22 protein-coding genes are annotated in these 23671 nt (G+C 61.8%); 8 read left to right on the top strand and 14 right to left on the bottom strand.

Annotation, left to right across the window (positions count from 1 at the left end; translation table 11 throughout):
- Window positions 1–957 (bottom strand): ABC transporter permease, encoded by a 957-nt coding sequence (locus ACIOJF_RS05430; RefSeq protein WP_332488901.1) that lies wholly within the window; start codon window positions 955–957, stop codon window positions 1–3.
- A 108-nt stretch (window positions 958–1065) separates the two neighbouring features.
- Window positions 1066–2676, bottom strand: coding sequence for an ABC transporter substrate-binding protein (locus tag ACIOJF_RS05435; protein ID WP_332595114.1), 1611 nt, complete (start codon window positions 2674–2676; stop codon window positions 1066–1068).
- Window positions 2677–2779: 103 nt separating this feature from the next.
- Between ACIOJF_RS05435 and ACIOJF_RS05440 the strand changes: the two genes are divergently transcribed.
- Together ACIOJF_RS05440 and pepN are read left to right on the top strand one after the other, a co-directional pair.
- Window positions 2780–3538, top strand: coding sequence for a FadR/GntR family transcriptional regulator (locus tag ACIOJF_RS05440; RefSeq protein ID WP_286172099.1), 759 nt, complete (start codon window positions 2780–2782; stop codon window positions 3536–3538).
- A gap of 44 nt (window positions 3539–3582) precedes the next feature.
- Window positions 3583–6228 (top strand): aminopeptidase N, encoded by a 2646-nt coding sequence (pepN, locus tag ACIOJF_RS05445; protein ID WP_402741324.1) that lies wholly within the window; start codon window positions 3583–3585, stop codon window positions 6226–6228.
- Between the two features lie 174 nt (window positions 6229–6402).
- On the opposite strand, the gene ACIOJF_RS05450 is transcribed toward pepN, so the two are convergent.
- Window positions 6403–7458, bottom strand: coding sequence for a biotin/lipoate A/B protein ligase family protein (locus ACIOJF_RS05450; RefSeq protein WP_400342360.1), 1056 nt, complete (start codon window positions 7456–7458; stop codon window positions 6403–6405).
- 171 nt (window positions 7459–7629) lie between these two features.
- On the opposite strand from ACIOJF_RS05450, the gene ACIOJF_RS05455 reads away from it, so the two are divergent.
- The gene (locus ACIOJF_RS05455; protein WP_402734857.1) at window positions 7630–9228 is read left to right on the top strand and encodes a DUF222 domain-containing protein; all 1599 of its coding nucleotides are present in this window, start codon (window positions 7630–7632) and stop codon (window positions 9226–9228) included.
- A gap of 751 nt (window positions 9229–9979) precedes the next feature.
- Here ACIOJF_RS05455 and ACIOJF_RS05460 read toward each other — a convergent pair.
- The 4 genes from ACIOJF_RS05460 to ACIOJF_RS05475 all read right to left on the bottom strand — a co-directional run bounded on the left by ACIOJF_RS05460 (window position 9980) and on the right by ACIOJF_RS05475 (window position 12833).
- Window positions 9980–10237, bottom strand: a complete 258-nt coding sequence (locus ACIOJF_RS05460) for a type B 50S ribosomal protein L31 (RefSeq protein ID WP_013348950.1) — start codon at window positions 10235–10237, stop codon at window positions 9980–9982.
- Between the two features lie 146 nt (window positions 10238–10383).
- Complete coding sequence (locus tag ACIOJF_RS05465) at window positions 10384–11217, bottom strand: RNA methyltransferase (protein ID WP_105657801.1); 834 nt, start codon at window positions 11215–11217, stop codon at window positions 10384–10386.
- 4 nt (window positions 11218–11221) lie between these two features.
- Window positions 11222–12019 carry a sulfite exporter TauE/SafE family protein gene (locus tag ACIOJF_RS05470; protein ID WP_105657800.1) on the bottom strand — a complete coding sequence of 266 codons (798 nt, stop codon included), beginning with the start codon at window positions 12017–12019 and terminating at the stop codon, window positions 11222–11224.
- 28 nt (window positions 12020–12047) lie between these two features.
- Window positions 12048–12833, bottom strand: coding sequence for an ABC transporter ATP-binding protein (locus tag ACIOJF_RS05475; protein ID WP_133833402.1), 786 nt, complete (start codon window positions 12831–12833; stop codon window positions 12048–12050).
- Between the two features lie 187 nt (window positions 12834–13020).
- Here ACIOJF_RS05475 and serB point away from each other — a divergent pair, with 187 nt between their 5' ends.
- Both serB and ACIOJF_RS05485 read left to right on the top strand, forming a co-directional pair.
- The gene (gene serB, locus ACIOJF_RS05480; RefSeq protein ID WP_105657798.1) at window positions 13021–13941 is read left to right on the top strand and encodes a phosphoserine phosphatase SerB; all 921 of its coding nucleotides are present in this window, start codon (window positions 13021–13023) and stop codon (window positions 13939–13941) included.
- A gap of 161 nt (window positions 13942–14102) precedes the next feature.
- On the top strand, window positions 14103–15851 hold the full coding sequence (locus ACIOJF_RS05485) for a VanW family protein (RefSeq protein WP_105657797.1): 1749 nt from the start codon (window positions 14103–14105) through the stop codon (window positions 15849–15851).
- A gap of 149 nt (window positions 15852–16000) precedes the next feature.
- Here the strand turns inward: ACIOJF_RS05485 and ACIOJF_RS05490 are convergent, their stop codons facing one another.
- Window positions 16001–16750, bottom strand: coding sequence for an SDR family oxidoreductase (locus ACIOJF_RS05490; protein WP_105661240.1), 750 nt, complete (start codon window positions 16748–16750; stop codon window positions 16001–16003).
- Between the two features lie 34 nt (window positions 16751–16784).
- Complete coding sequence (locus tag ACIOJF_RS05495; protein WP_105657795.1) at window positions 16785–17507, bottom strand: beta-ketoacyl-ACP reductase; 723 nt, start codon at window positions 17505–17507, stop codon at window positions 16785–16787.
- 217 nt (window positions 17508–17724) lie between these two features.
- Here ACIOJF_RS05495 and ACIOJF_RS05500 point away from each other — a divergent pair, with 217 nt between their 5' ends.
- The 3 genes from ACIOJF_RS05500 to ACIOJF_RS05510 are packed head-to-tail and all read left to right on the top strand — an operon-like array spanning window position 17725 to window position 19301.
- Window positions 17725–18147 (top strand): DUF3099 domain-containing protein, encoded by a 423-nt coding sequence (locus ACIOJF_RS05500; protein ID WP_332731728.1) that lies wholly within the window; start codon window positions 17725–17727, stop codon window positions 18145–18147.
- A complete protein-coding gene (locus tag ACIOJF_RS05505; protein ID WP_105657794.1) occupies window positions 18147–18392 on the top strand; it encodes an acetone carboxylase in 246 nt (81 codons plus the stop codon). Before ACIOJF_RS05500 ends, ACIOJF_RS05505 begins: the two co-directional genes overlap by 1 nt.
- Window positions 18393–19301 (top strand): SURF1 family protein, encoded by a 909-nt coding sequence (locus ACIOJF_RS05510; RefSeq protein WP_402734859.1) that lies wholly within the window; start codon window positions 18393–18395, stop codon window positions 19299–19301.
- Window positions 19302–19379: 78 nt separating this feature from the next.
- Here ACIOJF_RS05510 and ACIOJF_RS05515 read toward each other — a convergent pair whose 3' ends face one another.
- The 5 genes from ACIOJF_RS05515 to ACIOJF_RS05535 all read right to left on the bottom strand — a co-directional run bounded on the left by ACIOJF_RS05515 (window position 19380) and on the right by ACIOJF_RS05535 (window position 23640).
- A complete protein-coding gene (locus ACIOJF_RS05515; protein ID WP_402734860.1) occupies window positions 19380–19622 on the bottom strand; it encodes a hypothetical protein in 243 nt (80 codons plus the stop codon).
- An 8-nt stretch (window positions 19623–19630) separates the two neighbouring features.
- Window positions 19631–19825 (bottom strand): hypothetical protein, encoded by a 195-nt coding sequence (locus tag ACIOJF_RS05520; RefSeq protein ID WP_402734861.1) that lies wholly within the window; start codon window positions 19823–19825, stop codon window positions 19631–19633.
- A 68-nt stretch (window positions 19826–19893) separates the two neighbouring features.
- The gene (locus tag ACIOJF_RS05525) at window positions 19894–21495 is read right to left on the bottom strand and encodes an ABC-F family ATP-binding cassette domain-containing protein (RefSeq protein ID WP_105657791.1); all 1602 of its coding nucleotides are present in this window, start codon (window positions 21493–21495) and stop codon (window positions 19894–19896) included.
- Window positions 21496–21681: 186 nt separating this feature from the next.
- Window positions 21682–22785, bottom strand: coding sequence for a GTP pyrophosphokinase family protein (locus ACIOJF_RS05530; protein ID WP_105657790.1), 1104 nt, complete (start codon window positions 22783–22785; stop codon window positions 21682–21684).
- 84 nt (window positions 22786–22869) lie between these two features.
- Window positions 22870–23640, bottom strand: a complete 771-nt coding sequence (locus tag ACIOJF_RS05535; RefSeq protein WP_105657789.1) for a DUF2637 domain-containing protein — start codon at window positions 23638–23640, stop codon at window positions 22870–22872.
- Window positions 23641–23671 lie beyond the last annotated feature (31 nt).

The following is a 23671-nucleotide window of genomic DNA, read 5'->3' on the forward strand; positions in this document are numbered from 1 at the left end:
CTACACCGTCCTAATTCGTGGGTTGATCAGCAGGTAGAGCAAGTCGACGATGATGTTCACGAGCACGAAGGTGATCGCGATGGTCAGCGTGACGCCCTGGACCAGGTTGGTGTCCTTGTTGGTAATGCCGTTCATGATCAGCTGTCCCATGCCGGGCAGGGAGAAGATCATCTCGATGACCACCGCACCGCCCAGCAGGTAGCCGATGCGCAGCCCGAGCACGGTCACCGGGGTGACCAGGGCGTTGCGCAGCACGTTCTTGGAGATCACTTCGCCGCGCGGCACGCCGTTGCCGATGGCGGTGCGCACGTAGTCGCGGTCCAGTTCCTCGACCATCGAGGTGCGCACCACGCGGGTGAGCGAGGCGGAGACCGGGATGGCCAGGGCCAGGGCCGGCAGCGCCATATGCAGCAGCCAGGTGCCCGGGCCCGATCCTTCAGGGGCCGCTCCCCCGGAGGGGAACAGCGGGCTGGAACCCAGGGCGAACCACTGGATGAGCAGGATGCCCAGCCAGAAGGACGGGGTGGCGATCGCCGCGATGGAGAAGATGCGGACCAGCTGGTCCGGCCAGCCATCGCGGTACAGCGCACCGAGCAGGCCGAAGGCCAGCGAGATGACCACGGCGATGACCACGCCCAGGAAGGTCAGCTGCAAGGTCAGCGGGAACGCGCCGGCGATCATCTGGGAGACCGATTGGGCCGGCGGGGTGGTCAGGCCGAAGTCCAGGCGGATGAGCCGGCCGATGAAGCTGATGTACTGGACCACCAGCGCGTCGTTCAGGCCGCGTTCCTCGCGGTAGGCCTCTTTGGCGGCCTCGGAGGCGCCCTCGCCCAGCGCGGAGGTGGCTTCATCGCCCGGGGCCAGCTTCATGATGATGAAGACCATGGCGGAGATGCCAAGGACCATCACCGGCAGCGCGGCCAGGCGGCGTAAGAGCAGGTTGAGGAAATTCCCCATGGAGTAGCTCCGTCGAGTATCGAAGTGTGCAGGTCATTGCGCTGTGCGGGCCGGGCGGCACGGCGTGGGTGCCGTGCCTCCCGGCCTGCTGCGCGGGGCCGGGGCCAGCTAGGCCTTGCGGTTCACGCCGACAAAGGAGATGCCGGTGGTTGGCAGCGGTGCGAAGCCTTCCAGCGCGTTTTCGTCCCAGGCCGATGGCAGCTGGCGGTGCAGCACCGGGTAGAGCGGGGCCTGGTCGGCGACGATGTTGATCGCCTTGCCCCACGCCGCCATGGCCTTGTTCGAATCATCGGTCTGGATGGCCGCGTCCAGCTGCTTCTGCAGCTCCTTGTATTCGGGTGTATCGTTCCAGCGGAAGCGGTTCTTCGGCCAGACATCGCCTCGGTAGAACCAGCTCATCAGCAGGTCCAGGTCGTTGCCGAAGACCGATGGGTCGCCCGGGGCGGCCACCACCGAGAAGGTGCCGCTGTCCACGTTGTCGGTGTACAGCGCGCCGGACTGCAGGTTCTTCATGGTGACCTTCACGCCCGGGATCTTGTTCCAGGATTCGAGGATCAGCGGGGCGATGTCCTTGACCCACGAGGTGTCGGTGGTCAGCAGCTCGAATTCCAGCTTGTCCACGCCGGCTTCGGCCAGCAGCGCCGCGGCCTTCGCCGCGTCGTAGCCGTAGACCGTATCCGCCTTGATGTACTGCGGGTGGCTTTCTTGCACATAGGAGCTGGCCGCCTTGGCGTTGCCCAGCAGCGCGGTGCTGATGATCGACTCGGTGTCCAGGCCGTAGTGCAATGCCTGGCGGACCAGGGCGTTGTCGAATGGCTTCTTGGCGCAGTTGAACATCAGGAACAGCAGGCCGAAGGAATCGGCGCTCTTCACCGTGGCCTTCGAGGCCAGGCGGTCCATGTCGAGGTACGGCACGTCCTCGATGGCCTGCACGCGGCCCGATTCCATGGCGGTCACGCGGGCCGCCGCATCGGAGAGCAGGAACCAGGTCATGCCGCTGGCGGTCGCCGGGTACTTGCCGTTGTAGTCCTCGAACTTCTCGAAGACGATCTTGTCGTCCTTGGTGGCCGAGACCAGCTTGTACGGGCCGGTGCCGATCGGTGCGGCGTCGAAGGCGGCCTGGTCCTTGGAAGCCACGGCCTTCGGCACGATCTTGACCACCGAGATGCGGGTCGGGAACAGCGGGAAGGCGTAGTTCAGCGTGAACGCCACGGTCTTCTCGTCCTTGGCCTTCACCGACTTGATGAAGGGGATGAACTGGGCGAACAACGAGGCGTTGCCGGTGTCCAGCACCCGCTCGAAGGAGTAGACGACGTCCTGGATGGTGACCGCTTCCCCGTTGTGGAAGGTGGCCCCGTCGCGCAGGGTGATTTCCCAGCTGGTGTCGTCAATCTGCTTCGGCTCCGCCGCTGCCAGCGCCAGGTACGGTTCACGGGTGGCCGGGTGCAGGTCCACCAGGCCTTCGAAGATGTGCATGTTGGCGGCGAACGGGGTCGCGCCGGAGGAGGTCATCGGGTCGAAACCGGTGGACAGGGCGTAGGAAATGCCTGCCTCGATGGTGCCCGTGCCGGCAGCTGCGGTGCTGCCCGCGCCGCCGCTGGCTCCTGGGGAGCAGGCGGCCAGGCTGGCCGAGAATGCCGCAGCAGCGCCAACCATGCCGGTGATCTTCAGGAAATCTCGTCGTGCAAAGGGCTTGTTGGCTACTTCGTTCAAAGCCATTCTTGCCACCTCCAGGAAAATGAGTGAGTGTTGTAGGACGTAGGATGTCCGATCTATGGTCTAGACTGTAGTGGACGTCACGCCGCATGGTCAACTGCGTCACATGAACTTCTCCGCCCGCCGAGGAAAGCAGGATCCGTTGAGCACGATGCCAGCCCGCCGATCAGATGCCCGTGCCCGCCTGCGCGCGCTGACCAATGACATCACCGCGCTGATCCTGGAACGCGGATTGCTGCCCGGGGACCCGCTGCCCACCGAGCAGGAACTCATGGCCGAGCTGGGTGTGGGGCGCAACTCCCTGCGCGAGGCGATCAAGGTGCTCCAGGCCCTGGGCATCATCGACACCCGCCACGGTTTCGGCATGTTCGTGGCCCAGGAAAATCTCAACGCCCTGCATGACTCCCTCGCCTTCCGCGGGCAGATGTCGCTGCGCCACCATGGTCATGAGGCCAGTGAGCTGGTCGATGTCCGCCAGGCACTGGAAACCGGCCTGATCGGCCTGGCCATCCGCGCGGTCACCGACGAGCACCTGGAGGCCTTGGAGCAGTGCGTAAGCCAGATGGAGCAGCACGCGGCGCGCGAGGAGACCTTCGTCGAGCAGGACAAGGCCTTCCACCGCATCCTCTTCGAGCCGCTGGGCAACCAGCTGCTGACCAACCTGCTCGGAGTGTTCTGGGATGTCTACCGCACCATCTACGATGCGATCGACTCCGATCTGGAAATCACCCAGCCGGCCAAGACCGCCCAGGACCACCGCGATATCCTCGACGCGGTACGCGCCAAGGACGTGGAAACCGCCCGGCAGCTGATCTCCGAGCACTTCCACGGCATTCGCGCCCTGCTGGCGAGCCGGGAAGTTTAGCAAAAAGAACCCTAAAGCATTCCTTTCACAGCTAAGCTGGGGTGGTGGACACACTTCAACGCTATGCACCCAATGAAAACCTCAGGCGCGACGAAGCGGCCTGGCGCGCACGGAATATCGAATGGCACTTCGCCGAGGTCCAGCTCGATCTTTCCAATGCCACCGATCGCACAGCCACCAGCTTCAGCTCGATCACCACGCTGAACTTCAGCTCCAAGGATCCGGCAGCCTTCATCGACTTCATCCACGAATCCGTGGACGAGGTACTGGTCAACGGCACCGCGATCGACCTGGAATCCGCAGTGCTCGATGCACGCATCTACCTCGATCAGCTGCGCACCGACGTGCCGAACACCGTGAAGATCACCGGGCGGGCGATCTACTCGCGCTCCGGCGAGGGTCTGCACCGCTTCGTGGATCCGCAGGATGGGCAAACCTACCTCTACACCCAGTTCGAGCCTTCCGAGGCGCGCCGGGTCTTCGCCTGCTTCGAGCAACCCGACCTGAAGACCAGCTACCGCTTCACCCTCACCGGCCCGGCAACCTGGCATCTGGCCAGCAACCAGCCGATCGTCGATGAGGTACTGCACGATGACGGCACCAAGACCGTGGCCTGCGCCCCGACTCCCCCGATCTCCAGCTACATCACCGCGGTGCTGGCCGGACCGTACCACGTGGTGCGCGGCGAGCACCTCCAGCGGCTGGATGACGGCGAAGAGCTGAGCATCGAGATGGCCGCCACCTGCCGTGCCTCGCTGGCCGGGCACTTCGACGGCGACGAGATCATCAAGCTGACCAGCCAGGGCCTGGACTACTACCACCAGCTGTTCGACTACCCCTACCCGTGGGGCAAGTACGACTCGGCGTTCGTGCCGGAGTACAACCTCGGCGCCATGGAAAACCCGGGCCTGGTCACCTTCACCGAACGCTACGTCTTCACCTCGCACGCCACCGAAGGGCAGTACGAGCAGCGCGGCAACACCCTGATGCACGAAATGGCGCACATGTGGTTCGGCGACCTGGTCACCATGAAGTGGTGGGATGACCTGTGGCTCAAGGAATCCTTCGCCGACTACATCGGCACCCTGGCCAACGACGAAGCCACCGACTTCACCACCGCGTGGACCACCTTCGCGGCGCGCCGCAAGGCCTGGGCCTACGTGGCCGACCAGATGCCCACCACCCACCCCATCGTGGCCGACATCCCTGACCTGCTGGCCGCGGACCAGAATTTCGATGGCATCACCTACGCCAAGGGCGCCAGCGTGCTCAAGCAGCTGGCCGCCTTTGTCGGCGCCGAGGCCTTCCGCGACGCCGCCCGCGCCTACTTCCGCAAGCACGCCTACGGCAATACCTCGCTGGATGACTTCCTCGAAGCGCTCGAAGCGGCCAGCGGCCGCGATATGGGCCAGTGGGCGGATGCCTGGCTGAAGACCAGCGGCGTGCCGAAGCTGCACGTCGAGTACACCACCGATGCCGGCGGCACCATCACCGCGGCATCGCTGATCCAGTCGGGCACCGATCCGGTCACCGGGCAGAAGATCGCCCGCCCGCATGTGCTTTCGGTCGGCGCCTACCAGCTGGACGGGAGCCAGCTGGTGCGCACCGACTCGGTGGACGTGGAGCTCTCCGGCGAATCTGCGGCCCTGGACTTCCTGGTCGGACGCCGGATCCCGGATCTGCTGCTGCCCAACGACGGCGATGAGACCTATGCGCTGATCGAATTCGACCCGGTTTCGCGTGCCACCTTGCTCGGCCACCTCTCGGGCCTGGGCGACTCGCTGCCCCGCGCCACCTGCTGGGCGTCGCTGTGGGATGCGGTGCGTTCGGCCACCTTGGATGCGCAAAGCTACGTGCAGGCGATCCTCGATCACGCGCACGCCGTCACCGACGCGGGCGTCTTCGGGGTGCTTACCGACCAGTTGGCCACCTCGATTTCCAAGTACGTTGCCCCCGAGCTGCGCGCGGAGCTGCGCCAGAAGGCCGCCGCAACCCTCACCGGGTGGCTCACCCGGTTCGAGGCCGGCGGAGACCAGCAGACCACCACCGCGCGCACCCTGGTTCGCCTGGCCCGTGCCGGCGTGGCTCCGGAGGTGCTCGACGCCTTCCTGGGCGAGCAGCCCAATGCCTACCAGGTCACCGTCGATGAGCAGCTGCTGTGGGGTTCCTACATCGCGCTGGCCGCTTCCGGCCGGCTCGACGAGGCCGCCGAGGCATCCATGCACGAAGCGGCCAAGGCCAACCCCACCAGCGTGGCGCAGAATTCGGTTCGCACCGCGCTGGCGGCGCGCCCGGATCCGCAGGCCAAGGACACCGCTTTCGACACCGTGCTGATGGCGCGCGATGAACACGGGGAGCTGTCCAACGATGCCCTCTCGGCCACCGCGCTGGGCTTCACCATGGGTTCCTCCGCCCTGCTGGCACCGTTCGAGGAACGCTACTGGGCCGCGATCCTGCCGGTCTTCGAGACCATGGGCATGGAATTCGCCACGCGCGTGATCGAGGGGCTGTATCCAGGGCACCAGGATCTCCAGGGCGCCATCGAGCAGAACCATGCACTGGCTACCGCTACCGCATGGCTGGAACGCCATGAGAGCGCACCGGCCGCCCTCAAGCGCATCCTGCTTGAGGAACGCGCAGAACTGGAACGCTCGCTGAAGGCCCAGGCCTACAGCCGCACCAGCCGCTAGGCGCTGGCCCTCCGAAGCCGGCCCGCTGCTTATCCACGCAGCGGGCCGGCTTTTCCGTGCCGCTACACGCTGCCGGCGCAGCGGAGATGGCAGGGCCACAGCAACCATGGCCTCAAGCAAAACATGGGCCTGGCCTCGAACTTGATCGAGAACAGCCCCTTGGATCTTGGCTCGCTACGGAACCCGCGCGGTCCACTGCGCGGTAGCGAATTTGGCCTCGGCCAATTCCTTCGCCGCCAGACGGGATTCGGCATCCAGCTGCGCCGGCTTGGCCCCGGTGCGCTTGGCGAAGGTGTCCATCATGACGTTGATGATCTCCATGCGATCCAGCTTTGTCTGCGACTTCAGCGGATCCACACGCTTGACCGCTGAGGTGATGCCCTTGTCGGAGATCTTCTCCCGGCCAATGCGCAGCACCTGGGTCATCTTCTCCGCGTCGATGTCGTAGCTCATCGTGACGTGGTGCAGCATCGCACCGTTGGCCAGGCGCTTTTGCGCTGCGCCGCCGATCTTGCCGGCAGGGGTCGCGATGTCGTTCAGCGGCTTGTAGTACGCTTCCAGGCCGATGCTTTCCAGCGCTTCCATCACCCAGGCGTCCAGGTACGGGTAGGAATCGGCAAAGCTCATGCCGTCCACCAGGGATTCAGGAGCGTAGAGCGAGTAGGTAATGCAGTTGCCAGCTTCCATGAACATCGCGCCGCCTCCGGAAATGCGGCGAACCACCTGGATGCCGTGCTTTTCGGCTTGCTCCATGTCCACTTCGTTCTTCAGCGACTGGAAGGATCCGATCACGACGGCACCTTCGCTCCAGTCCCAGAAACGGATGGTCGGCTTGCGGGTCCCCTTGGCGATTTGCCGGGTCAGCACCTCATCCAGCGCCACTTGCTCGGTGATTGGAATGATCTCCGGGCCCAGGACTTCCCACTCGTGGTCTTCCCACTTGGTGGCGTGTCCCAGCGCGCGGCGGACGACGCGCGCGATGGCGTCTTCGTCAAAACCGAACATCACTGCGCCTTCACGCAGATTGTCGGTTACCGCATTGCGTATGGTGCTGTGGCTGGCGTCCGCTGGCAAACCGCGTAGCGCATCATTCAAGTCATCGAGTGCATCATCTGGTTCCAGGAAGAAGTCGCCATTCAATGACACTTCGGTGATCACGCCATCGGAAGTATCCAGATCTACAACGACTAATTTGCCACCGACTACCTTGTATTCACCATGATGCTTCATGGTTTCATTCTATCCCCGGCTGCCCGCTAGTCGAATCCACGCACCCCCGGATTCGGTGGTTCGCAGTGGCAACATTCGACGCCGGATAACAATCGAATAAATATTCGAGAATACTTCCACATTCCGCGGATTTCCGGGCCAAACTGTCTGTTGCCGGCAGGATAATTAACTATGGCTATACCCGATTTCATCCATGACGACGATGATGAACATCGTCTACCGTTGCCCCCAGCTGGCACTCGCACAGAATCCCACAAGGATTCGTTATTCAGCGACCATCTCGAACATCACCTGTTCCATGGTCCGCTGAAGCAATTGGCAGATGAGCTCTACGACGCGGGCCCGCTCAATGGCCCCGACGACGCCCTCGAACGGCTGAAGAAGATCCAACGCATTCAGAGCACCCTCGATGCAATGACATCTGTGCTGCTGGCCGATTCAGTAGAACAAGTCAGTGAATCATTTGCCGATATGATCGCCACCGCGGGGACCACTACCGAGGAGGAGGAACGCGAGGCTCGGAAAAGTGCTCAATACTATGGCGTTGACCGCGGCAGTGACCAGGTCATCAACTCCAACTTCATCGCAGAAGCGGCTGTCGCGCTGCGTGAGACCCCTCGCATGGTAGGCAAGCGGATGTTCTATGCCAAGGGTCTTCGCTACGCCTGCAAGGAAACCCTCACGGCTTTGGCTGCAGGAGAGATCACGCCCAAGGCAGCGCATGACATCGTGAAGTATTCGCAGGACTTGCTCCCCGAACAAATCATGCAGATGCAACGCGTGCTGTTGCCCATGGCGAAGACTGCGTCTGATGACGCGATATACCAACGCGCACGCCGGTTCCATGACAGGATGTGCCCGGAGGCCGCCGAACAAAGGCACAAGAAGTCTGAAAAGAATCGCAAGCTCACGCTATGGGATAACGAAAATGGCATGTCCACCCTCAAGTACTACAACAGTGCCGCAGTGATTCATTCCATCAAGAACTCCGTCAAGTGGCTAGCTGATCAGCATAACGATCCGCAGGATCCCCGCACCCGGGAGCTAATAGAAGCGGACGCCTTTGCAGACATCATCCTCAACGGCTGGCCGGACCGGGAAGGCACGCCCCTCAAGCCACGGGTATCCATCACGATTCCCGCGGTGGAAATGCTGGCGGATCCTACAAGGACCGTGGCTGACCTGGAAGGCTACGGCCCCATCCCACTGGGGGTCGCATTGGTGTTGGCAAAGGATGCGCCTTCGTTCCAGCGCGTGCTGACCGACCCATGGACTGGCGCCGCGATAGATGTCGAGCGAAGGCGCTACCGGCCCTCGCAGAGCCTCAAGGATCTGTTACGGCACCGCGATGAGCATTGCTGCTTCCCCGGCTGTCGCCGTCCAGCTGACCGCTCCGAGATTGACCATATAAATGGCTGGGCTCACGGAGGGCATACGACCAGGGACAATACGCATCTGCTGTGCAAGCAGCATCAAATGTTCAAGCATGCATTGGGTTGGAAAGTCGTTCCGCGTCCTGACGGATCCAAGATGTGGGTGACTCCACACGGGCTGAGCGCACTCGTTATTCCGGAAAGCGTCAAGCGTGTGGACCAATTCGATCATGTAAATGATCATTGCCCAGAGCGCCCTAAGGTCATTCCTTTGCCGCATATTCGACTCACGGCAGAAGTACGCAGGGTACTTGGGCTCAAGCCTCGCGTCGACATTCCAGACGAGGATCCCGGTCCTGAATCGCCGCCAGATGACGGCCAGAAGGAAACAGGCTGAGGACGCTATCCCGATTGACCGGTTTTTGGGTGACAGAATTTTTCAGTCACCAGCACCTCCACACCACCAATAACACCATTCACGCAACGGCGATGGAGCCAGTTGCTCGGAGCAGTGCGGCCAAGACGTCTGCTTCGACGAGTCAGCGAATCCTTATTCAGCCGCCACTGGAAACCCCGACGGCTATAGCACCGAAAAGCTCTGGGCAAACGCTCCTGACAATATTTTTCAGTCAATGGCGCCTCCAGGCAACTGCCAAAATGCCCGATGCGCACCGCTGTGCCTAAAACGGGACCTCTACGACAGTTCCGTGAAAATATTTTTCAGTCATCCCCGGCTGCCCCGACGGCTATTGCGCCGAACGACTCTGGGGCGAACGCTGCTGACAATATTTTTCAGTCACTGGCGCATCGAGACGACTACCAAAATGCCACTAGCGCATCACGGCGCGAAAAAGGAATCCTCCTAGTCAGTTAAGTGAGAGCATTTTTCAGTCATCTCCTGCCGCCCCGACGGCTATTGAGCCGGAAGACGCTGGGGCGGACGCTGCTGACAATATTTTTCAGTCACTGGCGCATCCAGGAAACTGCCAAGATGCCGCGATGCGTATCGTGGCGCGAAAAACGAATCCTCTTAGACGGTTCCGTGAAAACATTTTTCAGTCACTGATGGACAGGTGTGCTGTTAAAGCAGCAGCGGCGTGTTTCCAAATACTGGAAACACGCCGCGAAAGCTTGCTAGGGGCGAAGTATTACTTCTTGCCGCCGAAGCCCTTGAAGCGGGCGTTGAAGCGCTCGACACGACCAGCGGTGTCCATGATGCGCTGCTTGCCGGTGTAGAACGGGTGCGAAGCTGCCGAGATTTCGACGTCGATTACTGGGTAGGTGTTGCCATCTTCCCATTCGATGGTCTTGTCCGACTTAGCGGTCGAACGGGTCAGGATCTTCTCGCCGGATGCCAGGTCGTTGAAGACAACTGGGCCGTACTGTGGATGGATATCAGCCTTCATAGCTATACACCTTTTTGTTTATGGCCACTGGATTTTGCCAGTAGCTACTTACTCGGAAATTGTGTCCCGCATTCAGGGCTCCATGAAGAGACCTCAATGCACAGACAGTCCATCCTATCGCAAAAGCGGCGGCGGCAGAAACCTTCTTAGCGTGGCGCGGAGCACAAATGCCAGAATGCAATTGCGCTAGCGGCACCAACATTCAGGGAATCCACTTCGCGGTACATAGGGATGATCACGGTCCGGTCAACGGCGGCCAGAGCTTCATCGGTAACTCCCCTGCCTTCGTTGCCCAAGATCATGGCGACCTTCTGGCCAGACTTGATCTCTACTTCGTTTAGCGGGATCGCGTCCTCGGTCAGTTCCATGGCGAGCATCTCGTAGCCATGCCTCTTCAAGGTCTGGATGTCCTCTGGCCACGACAGCATGCGTACCCAAGGAAGGTCGAAGACCGTCCCCATTGAGACGCGGGCGCTGCGACGGTACCAGGGGTCCACGCATTTGGGGGTGAGCAGCACGGCGTCAACGCCGAGCCCTGAAGCCGAACGGATAATTGCGCCGAGGTTAGTATGGTCGGCGATGTCTTCCAAGATGGCGACGCGCGAACTGGCTTCAAGCACTTCGTCCAGATCCAGCGGTTCGGGACGATTCATCGCTGCCATGGCGCCGCGGTGCAAGTGGAAGCCGACCAGATCCTGGAGCTGCCGATCATCCCCAATGAAAATCGGCGCGTCTGGGAAACGGTTGAACTCCTCGGTTAGCTGGTCCAGATGCTTTTCGGCGAGCAAGAAGCTGCGCGGCACGTGGCCCGCGTTGATCGCACGCTGCACCACTTTGGTGCTCTCGGCAATGTAGAGCCCGTTTTCCACGTCAGTGCGCATACGCAGGTTCGCTTCGGAGAGCCGGAGGTACTCATCGAGGCGGGAATCGGCCAGATCCGCGACCGGCAGGATCCGTTCAGGGTTGAGAATTTCAGCCACGAAGCTACACCAACTTGTAGAGCATGTTGCCCAGGGCGACCAGGCCCAGGATGACGATGACCAGGCGCAGCAGCCCAGGCGAGAGCTTGCGGCCAATCTTGGCGCCGGCAAATCCGCCGATCAGCGAGCCGACAGCGATAAGCAGGACGACGAGCCAATTGATGCGTTCCGGCGCAATGATCAGGTACATCGCGGCCGCCACGAGATTCACGATCAGGGAGAGGATGACCTTGATTGCATTGGACTGCTGCAGGGATGCTTGCAAGAACACGCCGAATACCGCCATCAGCAGGACTCCCTGCGCGGCGGTGAAGTAGCCGCCGTAGACACCGATGATGAACACCAGGATGTAGAGGACCATTGGAATCTGGGCGCGATCGGCATCATCCGGGTCGGTGCCGCCGGAAGCGGCCTGCCGGGTCTTCGCCCACTTGGCAAGACGGGGCTGGAAGATCACCAGCACCAGCGCGCAAACCAGCAGCACCGGCGCAACGATGCCGAAGACGGACTCCGGCAGGTTCAGGAGGAGCAAGGAACCGATCAACCCGCCGATCAGTGAAACCGGCACGAGTTTGAGCAGCGTCTTCTTGACGCTGGCAGCTTCTCGACGGTACCCCCAGGCACCGGAGAAGCCACCAGCAACCAGACCCATGGCGTTGGAGACGACGGCATTCACCGGAGCCATGCCCAACGCCACGAGAATGGGGAAAGTGACCAACGTGCCCGAACCGACGACGGTGTTGATAGTTCCGGCCCACAGTCCACCAATGAAGACCAGGGCTTCGCGCCAAAATTCGATCACGTGGAATTTTCCCCTTTAGTTATTGCTGTTAGCTGCGTGCGAAAGCAGAGTAGCGTCCACCTTCACGCCGCAGGCTCAGCGGCATGCCGTAGGTTGCTTCCAGGTTCGCTTCGTTCAGCGTGGATTCGATCTCGCCGGCAGCGACAACTTCGCCGTCGCGCATCATCAGGATGTGGGTGAATCCCGCTGGCACCTCTTCAAGGTGGTGGGTTACCAGAACCAGCGCCGGGGCATCCTCGTCGGCTGCCAGTTCCGCCATCTTGCCAACCAGGTCTTCGCGCCCGGCAAGGTCCAAGCCTGCTGCAGGCTCATCGAGGATCAGCAGTTCGGGATCGGTCATCAAGGCACGGGCGATCAGCACGCGCTTGCGCTCGCCTTCGGAAAGCTTGCCGAAAGGCTGGTTCATGAAGGTGGACATGCCCCAGTTGTGCAGCAGATGGAAAGCACGGCGCTCATCGAGCTTCTCGTACTTCTCGCGCCAGCGACCGGTCATGCCGTAAGCCGCGGTGAGTACTACGTTCAGCGCGGTTTCGTTGGCTGGAATGGAGTTGGCAACCAGGGCTGAGCTCAGGCCGATCAACGGACGCAGATCGAAGACCGACACCTTGCCCAAACGTTCGCCAAGGATATCCGCGGTACCGCGGGTTGGGTGCAGCCGGGTGGCCGCAATGTTCATCAAGGTCGACTTGCCGGCGCCATTGGGGCCGATCACAATCCACCGCTGTCCTTCTTTGACTTCCCAGGACACGTCCTTGAGCAGGTCTTTTCGCCCGCGTACAACGCTGACATCTTTGAAAGTTAGCACTTCGCTCATGGTATTCAAGATTAGACTTTTCGCCCCTGTTTCACTAATTGGAAATGCCGAACGGGGCCTGAGATCGCCGGATTGACCTGTATTGCGTCCAACGGCAATACTAGTTCGCTCCCCTGGGCCTGGTCAGCAGCTTTGCGCCAACACGTCATGTTTGGTCGTAAACACCGAAGCAATGAAAAATGGTTGCATGGCTTCATCATTGGTTTTCGCATCCCGCCCCGCTTTCTCCCGCACAGACTTCAACGCTGTATTGCAGCAAGCGGCCGCCGCCGGGCTCATTCCCGCCGCGGACGAGAGCCAGATCAAAGCCAGCGAAGAGCGGCTGGTCGCCAAGTTCCGCCTTGAACAGGCCGATCAGGCGAAGCTGCAGCAGGCTGCTGCGGCATTCGTCGATGCGCAGGTCGCCGACGGCGCACTGGAATACGCGGACATGTGCGTAGCGGTGGTACCGGCCGAACTCGTCGATGCTCCGCAGCTGCTCTTGCTGATGGATGTCGATTCCACCTTGATCAAGCAGGAAGTCATCGAACTGCTCGCCGCTCACGCTGGACGGGAAGAAGAAGTGGCTGCGGTGACCGAAGCCGCGATGCGCGGTGAACTGGATTTCGCCCAGTCCTTGATCCAGCGCGTAGCTACCTTGAAGGATCTGCCAGATACTGTCCTTGCCGAGGTAGGCCAGCGCATTGTCCTCTCGGACGGCGCCGAAGCCCTGGTCAAGCGGTTCCACGCTGCTGGGCACAAGGTCGGCGTAGTTTCCGGCGGGTTCCAGCAGATCCTGGATCCGTTGGCTGCCCATCTGGGCCTGGACCATGCGCTGGCTAACACCTTGGGCATTTCCGAGGGAATTCTTGACGGAACCGTTCACGGCCAGATCGTCGATCGCGGCATGAAGGAAACGATGCTGCGCGCCTGGGCCGAGGAACATCACATCCCGATGACGGCAACCGTCGCCGCCGGTGATGGCGCCAATGATCTGGCCATGGTTGCTGCCGCGGGTTTGGGTGTGGCTTTCAATGCGAAGCCTGCCCTGCGCGATGAGGCGGACGTGCGCCTGGACTTCTCGCGCCTGGACGTCATCGCCGACCTAGTACTCAATGATTTGGCTTAGCGGAATCCAACAACTGCATAACAATTCTGCCGATAGCGGCTTTCGGTAACTTGATCGGTTGTTCCAGCGGTTAGTATTTCTATTGACGCGTTTAACGGCTGGCGGCATAAGTCCTAGCCGCGCGCGTAGCCCCTATCGCTTTCGAAAGAGCTACCAGACCAGTGCAGACCCCCTCCCCGGACAGTTCCTCAACTACGCCTACGCACTCCGCACAAGACAAGAAGAAGCCGAAGAGCAAGGCCAAGCCTTGGATCATTACCGGTTCTTGTGTTGCAGCCGTAGCCGCAGCATATTTCGGCGGAGCCGCCTATGTCAGTTCCCAGGTTCCAGCCAACGCGTCAATTGCGGGCGTCAACATCGGATCCATGAACAAGGACCAGGCTCGCGCCGAATTGGAACGCGAGGTACTCCCCCTGGCTGAAAAGCCAATGGATGTCACCGTCAACGGTGAAAAGTACACCCTGGATCCGGCCAAGGCCGGCCTGGAACTGAACGTTGATGAAACCATCAACGAACTGACTTCCTACGAAATCAACCCGGCCAAGCTCTACGAGCGGCTCACCGGCGAATTCCACGTCACCCCAGCGGTCGACGTAGATCAGGAAAAACTGGGCGCGCAGCTTGAAGCGCTGGCCAAGAAGGCCAATGCCGAGGTCGCCGAAGGAACCATCGATTTCAAGGATGGCACCTCGAAGCTGACCAAGCCCGTTGACGGCGTAGCGCTGAAGACCGAAGAAGCCGCCACACTGATCAGCGAGGAATGGGAAATTGCCGGCGCGGCGATCGACCTGCCTGCCGAGGTCAGCAAGCCGGCAATCTCTGCCGACGCCCTGCAGGCGTTCTACGACAAGGACGTCAAGGCGCTGCTGAAGGACGAGGTCATCCTGGCATCGGATGACAAGAAAGCGTCCATCTCGGCCGCGTCTATTGCCGCGGCGGCAAAGTACGCGCCCAAGGATGGCGCCCCAGCGATCGCATTGGATGACGAGAAGCTCTACAAGGCTGCGACGAAGAATTCCGATCTTTCCAGCACTGCCAAGGATGCGCAGATCGTCTTGAAGGACGGCAAGCCGTCCATCATCAAGTCCTCCAAGGGCATCTCGCTGGAGACCAAGGGCCTGGGCGCCAAGGTCCTGGCCGCCACCGCTGCCAAGAACCGCACTGCCGAAGTTGAGATGACCGAGAAGGAAGCCGACTTCACCACCGCAGATGCGAAGAAGCTCGGCATCAAGGAACCGATCGTCACCTTCTCCACTCCCTACCCGGCTTCCGATACCGTACGCACCAAGAACCTGCATGCCGGTTCGGCGCGCGTCAATGGCGATATCATCAAGCCCGGCGAACGCTTCTCGCTGCTGCAGGCCTTGGGCCCGATCACCGTGGCCAACGGCTATTACAGCTCCGGGGTCGTGGAAAGCGGCTTCAGCACCGAAGCCGTAGGCGGCGGACTCTCGCAGATCTCCACCCAGATGTACAACGTCGGCTTCCTGGCCGGATACGACGACATCACCCACAAGCCGCATTCGCGCTGGTTCGAGCGCTACCCCGCGGGACGCGAAGCCACCTTGTGGGAAGGCCAGATCGACATGATCTGGGAGAACAACACCCCCTACGGCGTGATGATCCAGGCCTGGGTTTCGGGCGACAAGGTCAATACCCGCCTGTGGTCCACCAAGTACTGGGATGTCTCGCAGAAGAGCTCGGGCAAGTACAACCAGACCAACCCCGAGACCAAGTACAACCCGGCCGAAAAGTGCGTCTCGGAATCTGGTGGCAAGAAGGGCTTCAGCATCGATATCACCCGCTACCGGGAAGCCTTCGATGGATCCAAGAAGCTGCCAGCTGAAACCAAGAGCTGGACCTACAGCCCATGGCACAAGATCGTCTGCGGCGACAAGCCCAAGGACTGATCCAAGCGAAATCGCCGGGCGCCTCCCTTTCGGAGGTGCCCGGCGATTTCGCTTAACCCTGCGCATTTTGCCCCAGGCACGGAAAAGCTGGCGGTCGGAACCCCTGCACGGGGTAACTGCCGCCAGCTGATGCGCGCTGCTGCGGGGGCTTACTTGCCCGACTGCTCCAGGAAGTCGCCTGCGCCGCCAACCAGCTCGGTGTGGCCGGTCTCGACGTCGGCGAAGACCATCTTGGCTACCTCGGCGCCGAACTCCTCGACGGAGTACAGCTTGCCGGCAGCTTCGCGGCGGGCGTCGATAGCACCTGGCTCCATGCGGTTGAGCAGGGTTGCGGTGATGGTCCCTTCGATCATGTCACCGGAGACCACCACGAAGGTGATGTTCTTCTCGGCCAGCTTCGGGATCATTTCGCGCAGTGCATCTTCGCCGGCGCGCTTGGACTTGGCCACAGCGTCGTAGGCATCCATGGTGGTTACTTCGTTGATGAAGTGCGCCTGGTGGCTGGTAACGAAGACCACGCGGCCGCCCTCGCTCAGCTGGGGCAGCGCGGCTTCCAGCATGGCCACCTGCGCGTCGCGGTTCAGGCGCAGCGCATAGTTTTCGCCCATGGAGGTTTCCATGCCGCCCGAAGCGTTGAGCACGACGACATCCAGCGAGCCGAAGTTCTCAACAGCCGCGTCAACCAGAGCCTGCGGACCCTCAACGGTGGTCAGGTCGGCGCCCACGGCAACGGCCTTGCCGCCCTTTTCTTCAATAGCGGCAACAATCTTGTTGGCGCGCGGGGCCTTGGCGCGGTAGTTGACCACTACGCCAACGCCCTGCTCGGCCAGCAGCTGCGCGGTCACCGCACCGATGCCGCGCGAGGAACCGGTTACAACGGCACCTTTGAATTCACTCATGGTGGTACTCCTTTGGATTTCTTGCTTAAATCTTCTAGTGGCCCATGCCCAGGCCGCCATCAACCGGGATCACGGCACCGGAGATGTAGCCTGCTTCGTCGCTGGCGATCCAGCGGACCACGTTGGCAACCTCTTCAGGCTCAGCAAAGCGGTTGGCCGGGATGCTGGAGAGGTATTCCTTCTGGGTGTCCTCTGGCAGCACAGCGGTCATCTCGGTGTTGATGAAGCCCGGAGCCACAACGTTGGCGGTGATGCCGCGTGAGCCCAGTTCACGGGTCAGCGAGCGGGCGATGCCCACCAGGCCGGCCTTGGACGCCGCGTAGTTGATCTGCCCTGGCGAGCCGTAAAGGCCGACGACCGAGGAAATCAGCACGACACGGCCGCGCTTGAGCCGGATCATGCCCTTGGACGCGCGCTTGATCACGCGGAAGGCGCCGGTGAGGTTGGTGTCGATCACCGAGGTGAAGTCGTCTTCGCTCATGCGCAGCAGCAGGGTGTCCTTGGTGACCCCCGCATTGGCGACGAGGACTTCTACCGGACCGTGGGCCGCTTCAACTTCCTTGAAGGCCGCGTCGATCGATTCGCCGTCGGTGACATCGGCCTTGACGCCGAGCAGTCCGGCGGGAACCTCGCCGCTGCGGTAGGTAATGGCCACTTTGTCGCCGTTGGCTTCGAATGCGCGCGCAATAGCAAGTCCGATCCCGCGGTTGCCGCCGGTCACGAGGACACTGCGGCCAGTGGTTGGTTCCGTAGTCAATGTATTTCTCCGTTCATGCGCTCGCTGTCCTGGCATGGTAAATCTCTCCAAGGGCCAGCCGAAAAGCGCACTTTGCCTAGTTAAGTAGCTACTCCGTGAACAATCCTATTAGTTACTACCCAGTTTTACCGCTTCGACAGCGCGTAGAAATTACACTCTTCGTGCCGCAGGTGAGACAATGGGAGCAGATCCCGTACTGCGAAGCGAAGTCTTTTACATGTCCCCACAGCCCACGAATCACGGTTCCAGCCAACCGGAAGTTCACCGCATTACCGAAGCGCGCGAGTCCCATACCACCGAGCGCGATTCACGTGTGCGCAAATACACGATTTCCATGACCGTGCGCCTGATCTGCTTCGTTCTCGCTTTCTTCTTCGATGGCTGGCTGCGCTGGGTCTTGCTCGCGGGCGCAATTATCCTTCCCTATATCGCAGTGGTGATCGCCAACGGCGGTGCGGATCTGACCAAACGCGAACCGCCCGCCGAGTTCTACAAGGCTCCCGGCGCCCAGGCTATCGCCGCACCGGACGAAACCGCGCCGGCCGCGCAGCAGGCACCGGAACCAGAAGTGATCGACGGAAGCTTCGCCGAAGAAGCTGATCCGGTGCAACAGCCAACAACTGCTCCCAAGGAGGACTAGTGGATCTGCTAGGTTCGCTCGGCGGCTCCCCTGCCGCCGCCGAAATCCAGTGCTCGCGAAAGGGCTGCCGCAACGCCGCCAGCCACCAGCTGCTGTGGAATAATCCGAAGATCCACACCCCGGACCGGCGCAAAATCTGGCTGGCCTGCGAAGAGCACCGCGACTGGCTCGAAACGTATCTGAAGGAACGCCTGCTCTACAAGGAAACGCTGCCGATGCCGGGCAATGAAGGAGAAAGCAAGTAGATGTATCGTTTTCTGGCCAGTACCCGGTGGGTCGGCTGGCTCATTCTGGTGGCGATCTTCGCCGCCGCCTGCATTGGCTTGGGCAATTGGCAAGCCGACCGCCGTGCCGAAGTCCTCGACGGCATCGAACGGGTCAACCGCAACTACTTCGCAGAGCCGGTCACCGGCACGCAGGCCCTGGAGAATTTCCAGGACCTGGACGAGGACAAGACCTGGATGACCGCGCAGCTCAGAGGCCAATATCTGCCCGCGGATACCATGATCGTGCGCAACCGCATCAAGGCCGGCAGCCCCGGCTACGAGGTGCTGGTGCCGTTCAGGACCACCGAGGGCGGAACTGTCGTCGTGAACCGCGGCTACCTGCCGATCGGCAACCAGGAAAACGGCCACCCGGATGCTGTTCCAGCGCCACCTGCCGGAGAAGTCACTGTGGATGTGCGCTTGAAACCATCGGAAATCCGCTTGGACCGCGGCGCCCCGGAGGGCCAATTGGCTTCGATCCAGCTCGAAGACTACGCCAAGCTCCTGGACTACGAGATCGCCCAGGGCGCCTACGGCCTGATGTATGAAGAGGATCCGGCCCCGGCCACTGCGCCACTGCAGCTGGACGCTCCGGATATGGATGAAGGTCCGCATCTTTCCTACGAGATCCAGTGGTACATCTTTGGCGTGCTGGCTTTCATCGGCTTCTGGTATGCCGCTCGCCAGCAGAAGAAGCTGAACGCCGAGGATGCCGCCGAGCAAGCCGAAGCCGAGGCGCTGGGCCTGGACGAGCCGCTGCACAAGGTGCGCAAGATTCGCGCCAAGCCGGATAAGAAGTTCCGCCGTGACGGCACGCCGACCGATGAAGCCATCGAGGATGCGCTGCTCGACCAGGCCGACCACACGCCAGGGGGCCTCCCGAAGTAGCTGCGGGAAACAAGGGAACCGCGCGGCAGCTGGAATATTCCAGTTGCCGCGCGGTTCTCTGCTTAATGCAGTTTTCTTTCAGCTGCCGTTGGCCGGCGGCGTCCAGCGGATCCCGCTGTCGCTGCACCCAGGAGTCTTGTGCCACTCGCCTTCGAGGCAGTAGGCATCGATGAGGGTGCGGTCCCCCACCGGCTCCTGCAGTTCCAGCGTGTAGGGCGCGGTCTCGTTGCCCTGGCAGGCATGCGCTTCGCCTTCCAGCGGTTCAACCACGATCCCGATGGCGATCTGGTCATTGGACGGCTCCACCTGGGTGGCGGTCACGTCGCCGGTCACCCGGAGGAACAGGCAAGCCGCATGACCCCGAGGTCGAGGCTGGTGCTCGACGCATTCACCCCGGCAGGGTCCAGCAGCGTCCACTGGGCGTTGATCTCATCGGAAACCTGTGCGGCGCAGCCGGCCAGCGCGCTGGCAAGCAGCAGCCCAGCGCCTGCGATCCGCGGTAATTTGCGTCCAAAAACACTCATGGCTTGGCAGCTCCCTTTGAAGATGGTGATCTGCCAAGCCTACGAGAGCTATTGCGCGTTGTCAGGATTTAAGTCAGCGAAACCAATTCCAGGTAATCCTCGTTGAAGAGGTCCTCATCGCCATCAGGCAGGATGACCACGCGCTCAGGCTGCAACGACATCACTGCGCCCTCATCGTGGGACACCATGACCACGGCACCCGGGAAGGTGGACAGCGCGCCCAGCACCTCGGCGCGCGAGGCAGGGTCGAGGTTGTTGGTCGGCTCATCAAGCAGCAGCACATTGGCGCTGGAAGCCACGATGGTGGCCAGGGCCAGACGGGTCTTCTCGCCGCCGGAGAGCACGCCGGCCGGCTTGGTCACGTCGTCGCCGACGAACAGGAACGAGCCGAGGATCGAGCGGACGTCGGCATCGTTCAGGTGGTCAGGCGCGTTGCGGCGCATGTTCTCCAGCACGCTGGCTTCCGGATCCAAGGTGTCATGCTCCTGGGCGAAGTAGCCGATCTTCAGGCCGTGGCCCGGAATGATCTTTCCGGTATCGGGTTCGGAGACACCGGCGAGCATGCGCAGCAAGGTGGTCTTGCCGGCACCGTTCAGGCCCAGGATGACAACCTTCGAGCCGCGGTCGATGGCCAGCGAGACATCGTTGAAGATCTCCAGCGAGCCATAGGCCTTGGACAGGCCTTCGGCCATGAGCGGGGTCTTGCCGCAGGGAGCCGGATCCGGGAAGCGCAGGGCTGCAACCTTGTCGGAGGCACGCTCCTCCTGCAGCCCGGAAAGCATGCGATCCACGCGCTTGAGCATGGACTGCGCCGCCGAGGCGCCGGAGGCGCGGGCCTTCATCTTGTTCGCCTGGGTCAGCAGGACCGAAGCCTTCTTCTCGATGTTGGCGCGCTCGCGCTTGCGGGCACGCTCATCGGTTTCGCGCTGGATCTTGTAGCGCTTCCAGTTCATGTTGTAGACATCCACCACGCCGCGGTTCGCGTCGAGGTTCAGCACCTTGTTCACGGTGGATTCCATCAGGCCGGTATCGTGGCTGATCATCAGCACGCCGCCGGGGTAGTTCTTGATGAAGTCGCGCAGCCACATGATCGAGTCGACGTCCAGGTGGTTGGTCGGCTCATCGAGCAGCAGGGTCTCGGCGTCCGAGTAGAGGATGCGTGCCAGCTCGACGCGGCGGCGCTGTCCACCGGACAGGGTGCGCAGCGGCTGGTCCAGGATGCGGTCCGGCAAATCCAGGTTGGCGCAGATGGCGGCCGCTTCGGATTCGGCAGCGTAGCCACCGGCAGCGATGAATTCTGCTTCCAACCGGTCGTACTGGCGCATGGCCTTGGCGGAGACGGCAGCGTCCTCGCTGGCCATGTCCTCGCGGTTCTGGGCCAGCTTGGTGACCACCACGTCCAGGCCGCGGGCGCCAAGGATGCGATTGCGCGCCAGCTGCTCCATGTCAGGGGTCTTGGGGTCCTGCGGCAGGTAGCCGATGGAGCCCTTGAAGGTGACCTCACCCGAGGCTGGCTGGGTCTCGCCGGCGAGGACCTTGGTCATCGTCGTCTTGCCGGCACCGTTGCGTCCCACCAGTCCGATCTTGTCGCCCTTGTCGATGCGGAAGTTCACTTCGTCCATCAGCAAGCGGGCGCCGACGCGTAGCTCAAGGTTGGCTACGGAAATCATATGGTGTGGCCCTTTCATGCGGGTACAAGAATTGTGCGGCCCACAAATTGGGCAACTTGACTATTCTACCGGCCAACCACGCCGTGGCCTGCGGAACGTGCACAAACTAACAGTTTGGGGTTGAGCTGGCTAAAGAATCGAAGCCCGCACTTCCACCGCAGTGGAAATCCGGGCTTCGAATCGAAATTATTCCTTGTCGCTGGGTTGCGATCGGTAATCCATCATCTGGATCAGGCGGCGGCGCAAGGAGGCTTCGCGGCGCAGGTCCCCGCCGCTGGTCTTGTCGATGTGGTCCTTGCCGAAGCGCCAGAGCAGCACGTCGTCCAGCAAGCGGTCCGGACCCGGCGAGTACCGGTGGTCCAGCGCCGCACGCACATCGGTGACCACATTCGCATCCAGCAGCTGCGCCAGCTGCCAGGTCTGGTCGATGCCGTGGGAGCCGAGCAGCTCGGCGGCCCAGGACCAATCGTCATCGCGCTTGCGGTCCACGTGCGGCAACAGCGTCTGCCATATTTCGCCGATCTTCTCGCCGGTCAACGGCTCGGATCCGGCGCCCTGCTGGTCGTGGTAGCCGTTCAGGCGGTGGTACAGCTCGTCGATGTCCGTGAAGTAGTCCTCCACGGTTTCCAGCATCGCCGCGGTGGCGGTGAAGTGGCGGTCGATCTGCGGATTCCAGGCGGCCTCGCCGGGATGCTTGAAGCGGATGTCGTGCTCCATTTCGGACCAGGCATGCTGCAGCACGGTGCGGATCTGCACTTCGAAGACGAAGTTGCCGCTGGCTACCACCGGCTTGCCCAAGGCCTCCTGGAATTTGCGCACGATCGGCTCGCTGCGGGTCTTGAGCAGCAGGTGGCGCGAGGAGTAGCCGTAGGTGCCGGACTCCACCGAGCCGATGTCCTTCTCCCGGTCGCTGCGGCAGTCGAAGGAGTCGCGGTGCGACTTGATCAGGCTGGCCACCTGCTGGATTTCATGGGGCAGCATCACGATGATGCGGATGCCCACCATGTCGTGGATTTCGCGCAGCGGGTTGGGGAATTCCAGCACCGGGGCGGTCTCGGAACTTTCCTGCAGCCGGCGCGAGGCCTTGGCCGCGAAGGACTGCGGCGATTTCACCCGGCCGGTAATGAACAGCGGTTGCACCTCGGAATTCGCGAACAACCGGCGGATCTTCGCCTTCATGGCCGACATGACGGTATTGAGTTCGCCGGTCACAGACTTGTACTGCTCAACGGCGGCCGCAATCTGTTCGGAGAACTCGTCGTTCGCCTGGCCCTGCGCCGGATCCATCATTGATGCCTCCTGGATGCTAAAGCGTTCCTGAAAATGCTGTCCTCATGCTCATGCCCTGGCGCCAGCCGGGTGCGGCGACGGCCCTTATGGGCGGGAAAGGCGCTTAGCCATGTCGTCGAACAATGGCGCCTTGTCCTCGGTCTTCTTCTGCGCTGCAGGCTTGGTTTCCTTGGCTGGCTGCGCGTTCTGCTTGATCGGGGTGACCTTCGAGTCCGATCGGCCGGCCGCGATGCCTTCGGCGCGGGCTCGGGCCAGCGCGTCCTGGTGATCCTGTTCCAGGACCGATAGGCGTTCTTCCTCGGCGGTCTTGGTGTCGGTCAGCGCAGCGTTGTAGCCATCATCATAAGCGACGCCGTACTTCTCGGCGTTTTCCTGCTCTTCGTTGTATTCCAGCTCAGCGCGCAGCTTCGCGGCTTCGGACTTCTTCTGGTACATGTGCACGGTCAGGTGGGTGATGGCCAGCAAGACGATTGGCGGCATGGCGGCAACCAGCGCGGAAACCAGCGGCGGCACTCCGTTTTCGATCGAGTCCACGGTCAGGATTGCGTGGGTGGAGTTCGCCGCGGTGGAAACGATCGCACCGAAGAACAGCAGCGACCACGGGTAGATCATGGCCTTGCGATGGAAGCCGTTCAGGGCCACGATGGCCACGGTGGCGGCCACGATCATGCCGTCGATGATGATTGGCCAGATCCAGGCCAGGCGCGGGCTGATGCCCGAGCGTTCGGCCAGGTCGGTCAATGCAGCGAACGAGAGCACGAATGCGCCGATGGCAATGAGGACCGTCGCGCCTACGGCCGTGCCTAGGACGGCGCGGTGCGGTTCGGCCGGGACCTCTGGTTTGTTATCTTCCATGCTGCTGAGCAGACCTAACTTTTGGGAATTA

It is taken from the genome of Glutamicibacter sp. NPDC087831, assembly GCF_044742845.1.
Taxonomy (GTDB): Bacteria; Actinomycetota; Actinomycetes; order Actinomycetales; family Micrococcaceae; genus Glutamicibacter.

What these genes read in the sequence shown, in the direction of transcription:
- ACIOJF_RS05430 (WP_332488901.1), bottom strand. Translation starts at nt 957, where the DNA reads ATGGGGAATTTCCTCAACCTGCTCTTACGCCGCCTGGCCGCGCTGCCG.
- ACIOJF_RS05435 (WP_332595114.1), bottom strand. Translation starts at nt 2,676, where the DNA reads ATGGCTTTGAACGAAGTAGCCAACAAGCCCTTTGCACGACGAGATTTC.
- ACIOJF_RS05440 (WP_286172099.1), top strand. Translation starts at nt 2,780, where the DNA reads ATGAACTTCTCCGCCCGCCGAGGAAAGCAGGATCCGTTGAGCACGATG.
- ACIOJF_RS05450 (WP_400342360.1), bottom strand. Translation starts at nt 7,458, where the DNA reads ATGAAGCATCATGGTGAATACAAGGTAGTCGGTGGCAAATTAGTCGTT.
- ACIOJF_RS05455 (WP_402734857.1), top strand. Translation starts at nt 7,630, where the DNA reads ATGGCTATACCCGATTTCATCCATGACGACGATGATGAACATCGTCTA.
- ACIOJF_RS05460 (WP_013348950.1), bottom strand. Translation starts at nt 10,237, where the DNA reads ATGAAGGCTGATATCCATCCACAGTACGGCCCAGTTGTCTTCAACGAC.
- ACIOJF_RS05475 (WP_133833402.1), bottom strand. Translation starts at nt 12,833, where the DNA reads ATGAGCGAAGTGCTAACTTTCAAAGATGTCAGCGTTGTACGCGGGCGA.
- serB (WP_105657798.1), top strand. Translation starts at nt 13,021, where the DNA reads ATGGCTTCATCATTGGTTTTCGCATCCCGCCCCGCTTTCTCCCGCACA.
- ACIOJF_RS05490 (WP_105661240.1), bottom strand. Translation starts at nt 16,750, where the DNA reads ATGAGTGAATTCAAAGGTGCCGTTGTAACCGGTTCCTCGCGCGGCATC.
- ACIOJF_RS05500 (WP_332731728.1), top strand. Translation starts at nt 17,725, where the DNA reads ATGTCCCCACAGCCCACGAATCACGGTTCCAGCCAACCGGAAGTTCAC.
- ACIOJF_RS05510 (WP_402734859.1), top strand. Translation starts at nt 18,393, where the DNA reads ATGTATCGTTTTCTGGCCAGTACCCGGTGGGTCGGCTGGCTCATTCTG.
- ACIOJF_RS05520 (WP_402734861.1), bottom strand. Translation starts at nt 19,825, where the DNA reads ATGAGTGTTTTTGGACGCAAATTACCGCGGATCGCAGGCGCTGGGCTG.
- ACIOJF_RS05525 (WP_105657791.1), bottom strand. Translation starts at nt 21,495, where the DNA reads ATGATTTCCGTAGCCAACCTTGAGCTACGCGTCGGCGCCCGCTTGCTG.
- ACIOJF_RS05530 (WP_105657790.1), bottom strand. Translation starts at nt 22,785, where the DNA reads ATGATGGATCCGGCGCAGGGCCAGGCGAACGACGAGTTCTCCGAACAG.
- ACIOJF_RS05535 (WP_105657789.1), bottom strand. Translation starts at nt 23,640, where the DNA reads ATGGAAGATAACAAACCAGAGGTCCCGGCCGAACCGCACCGCGCCGTC.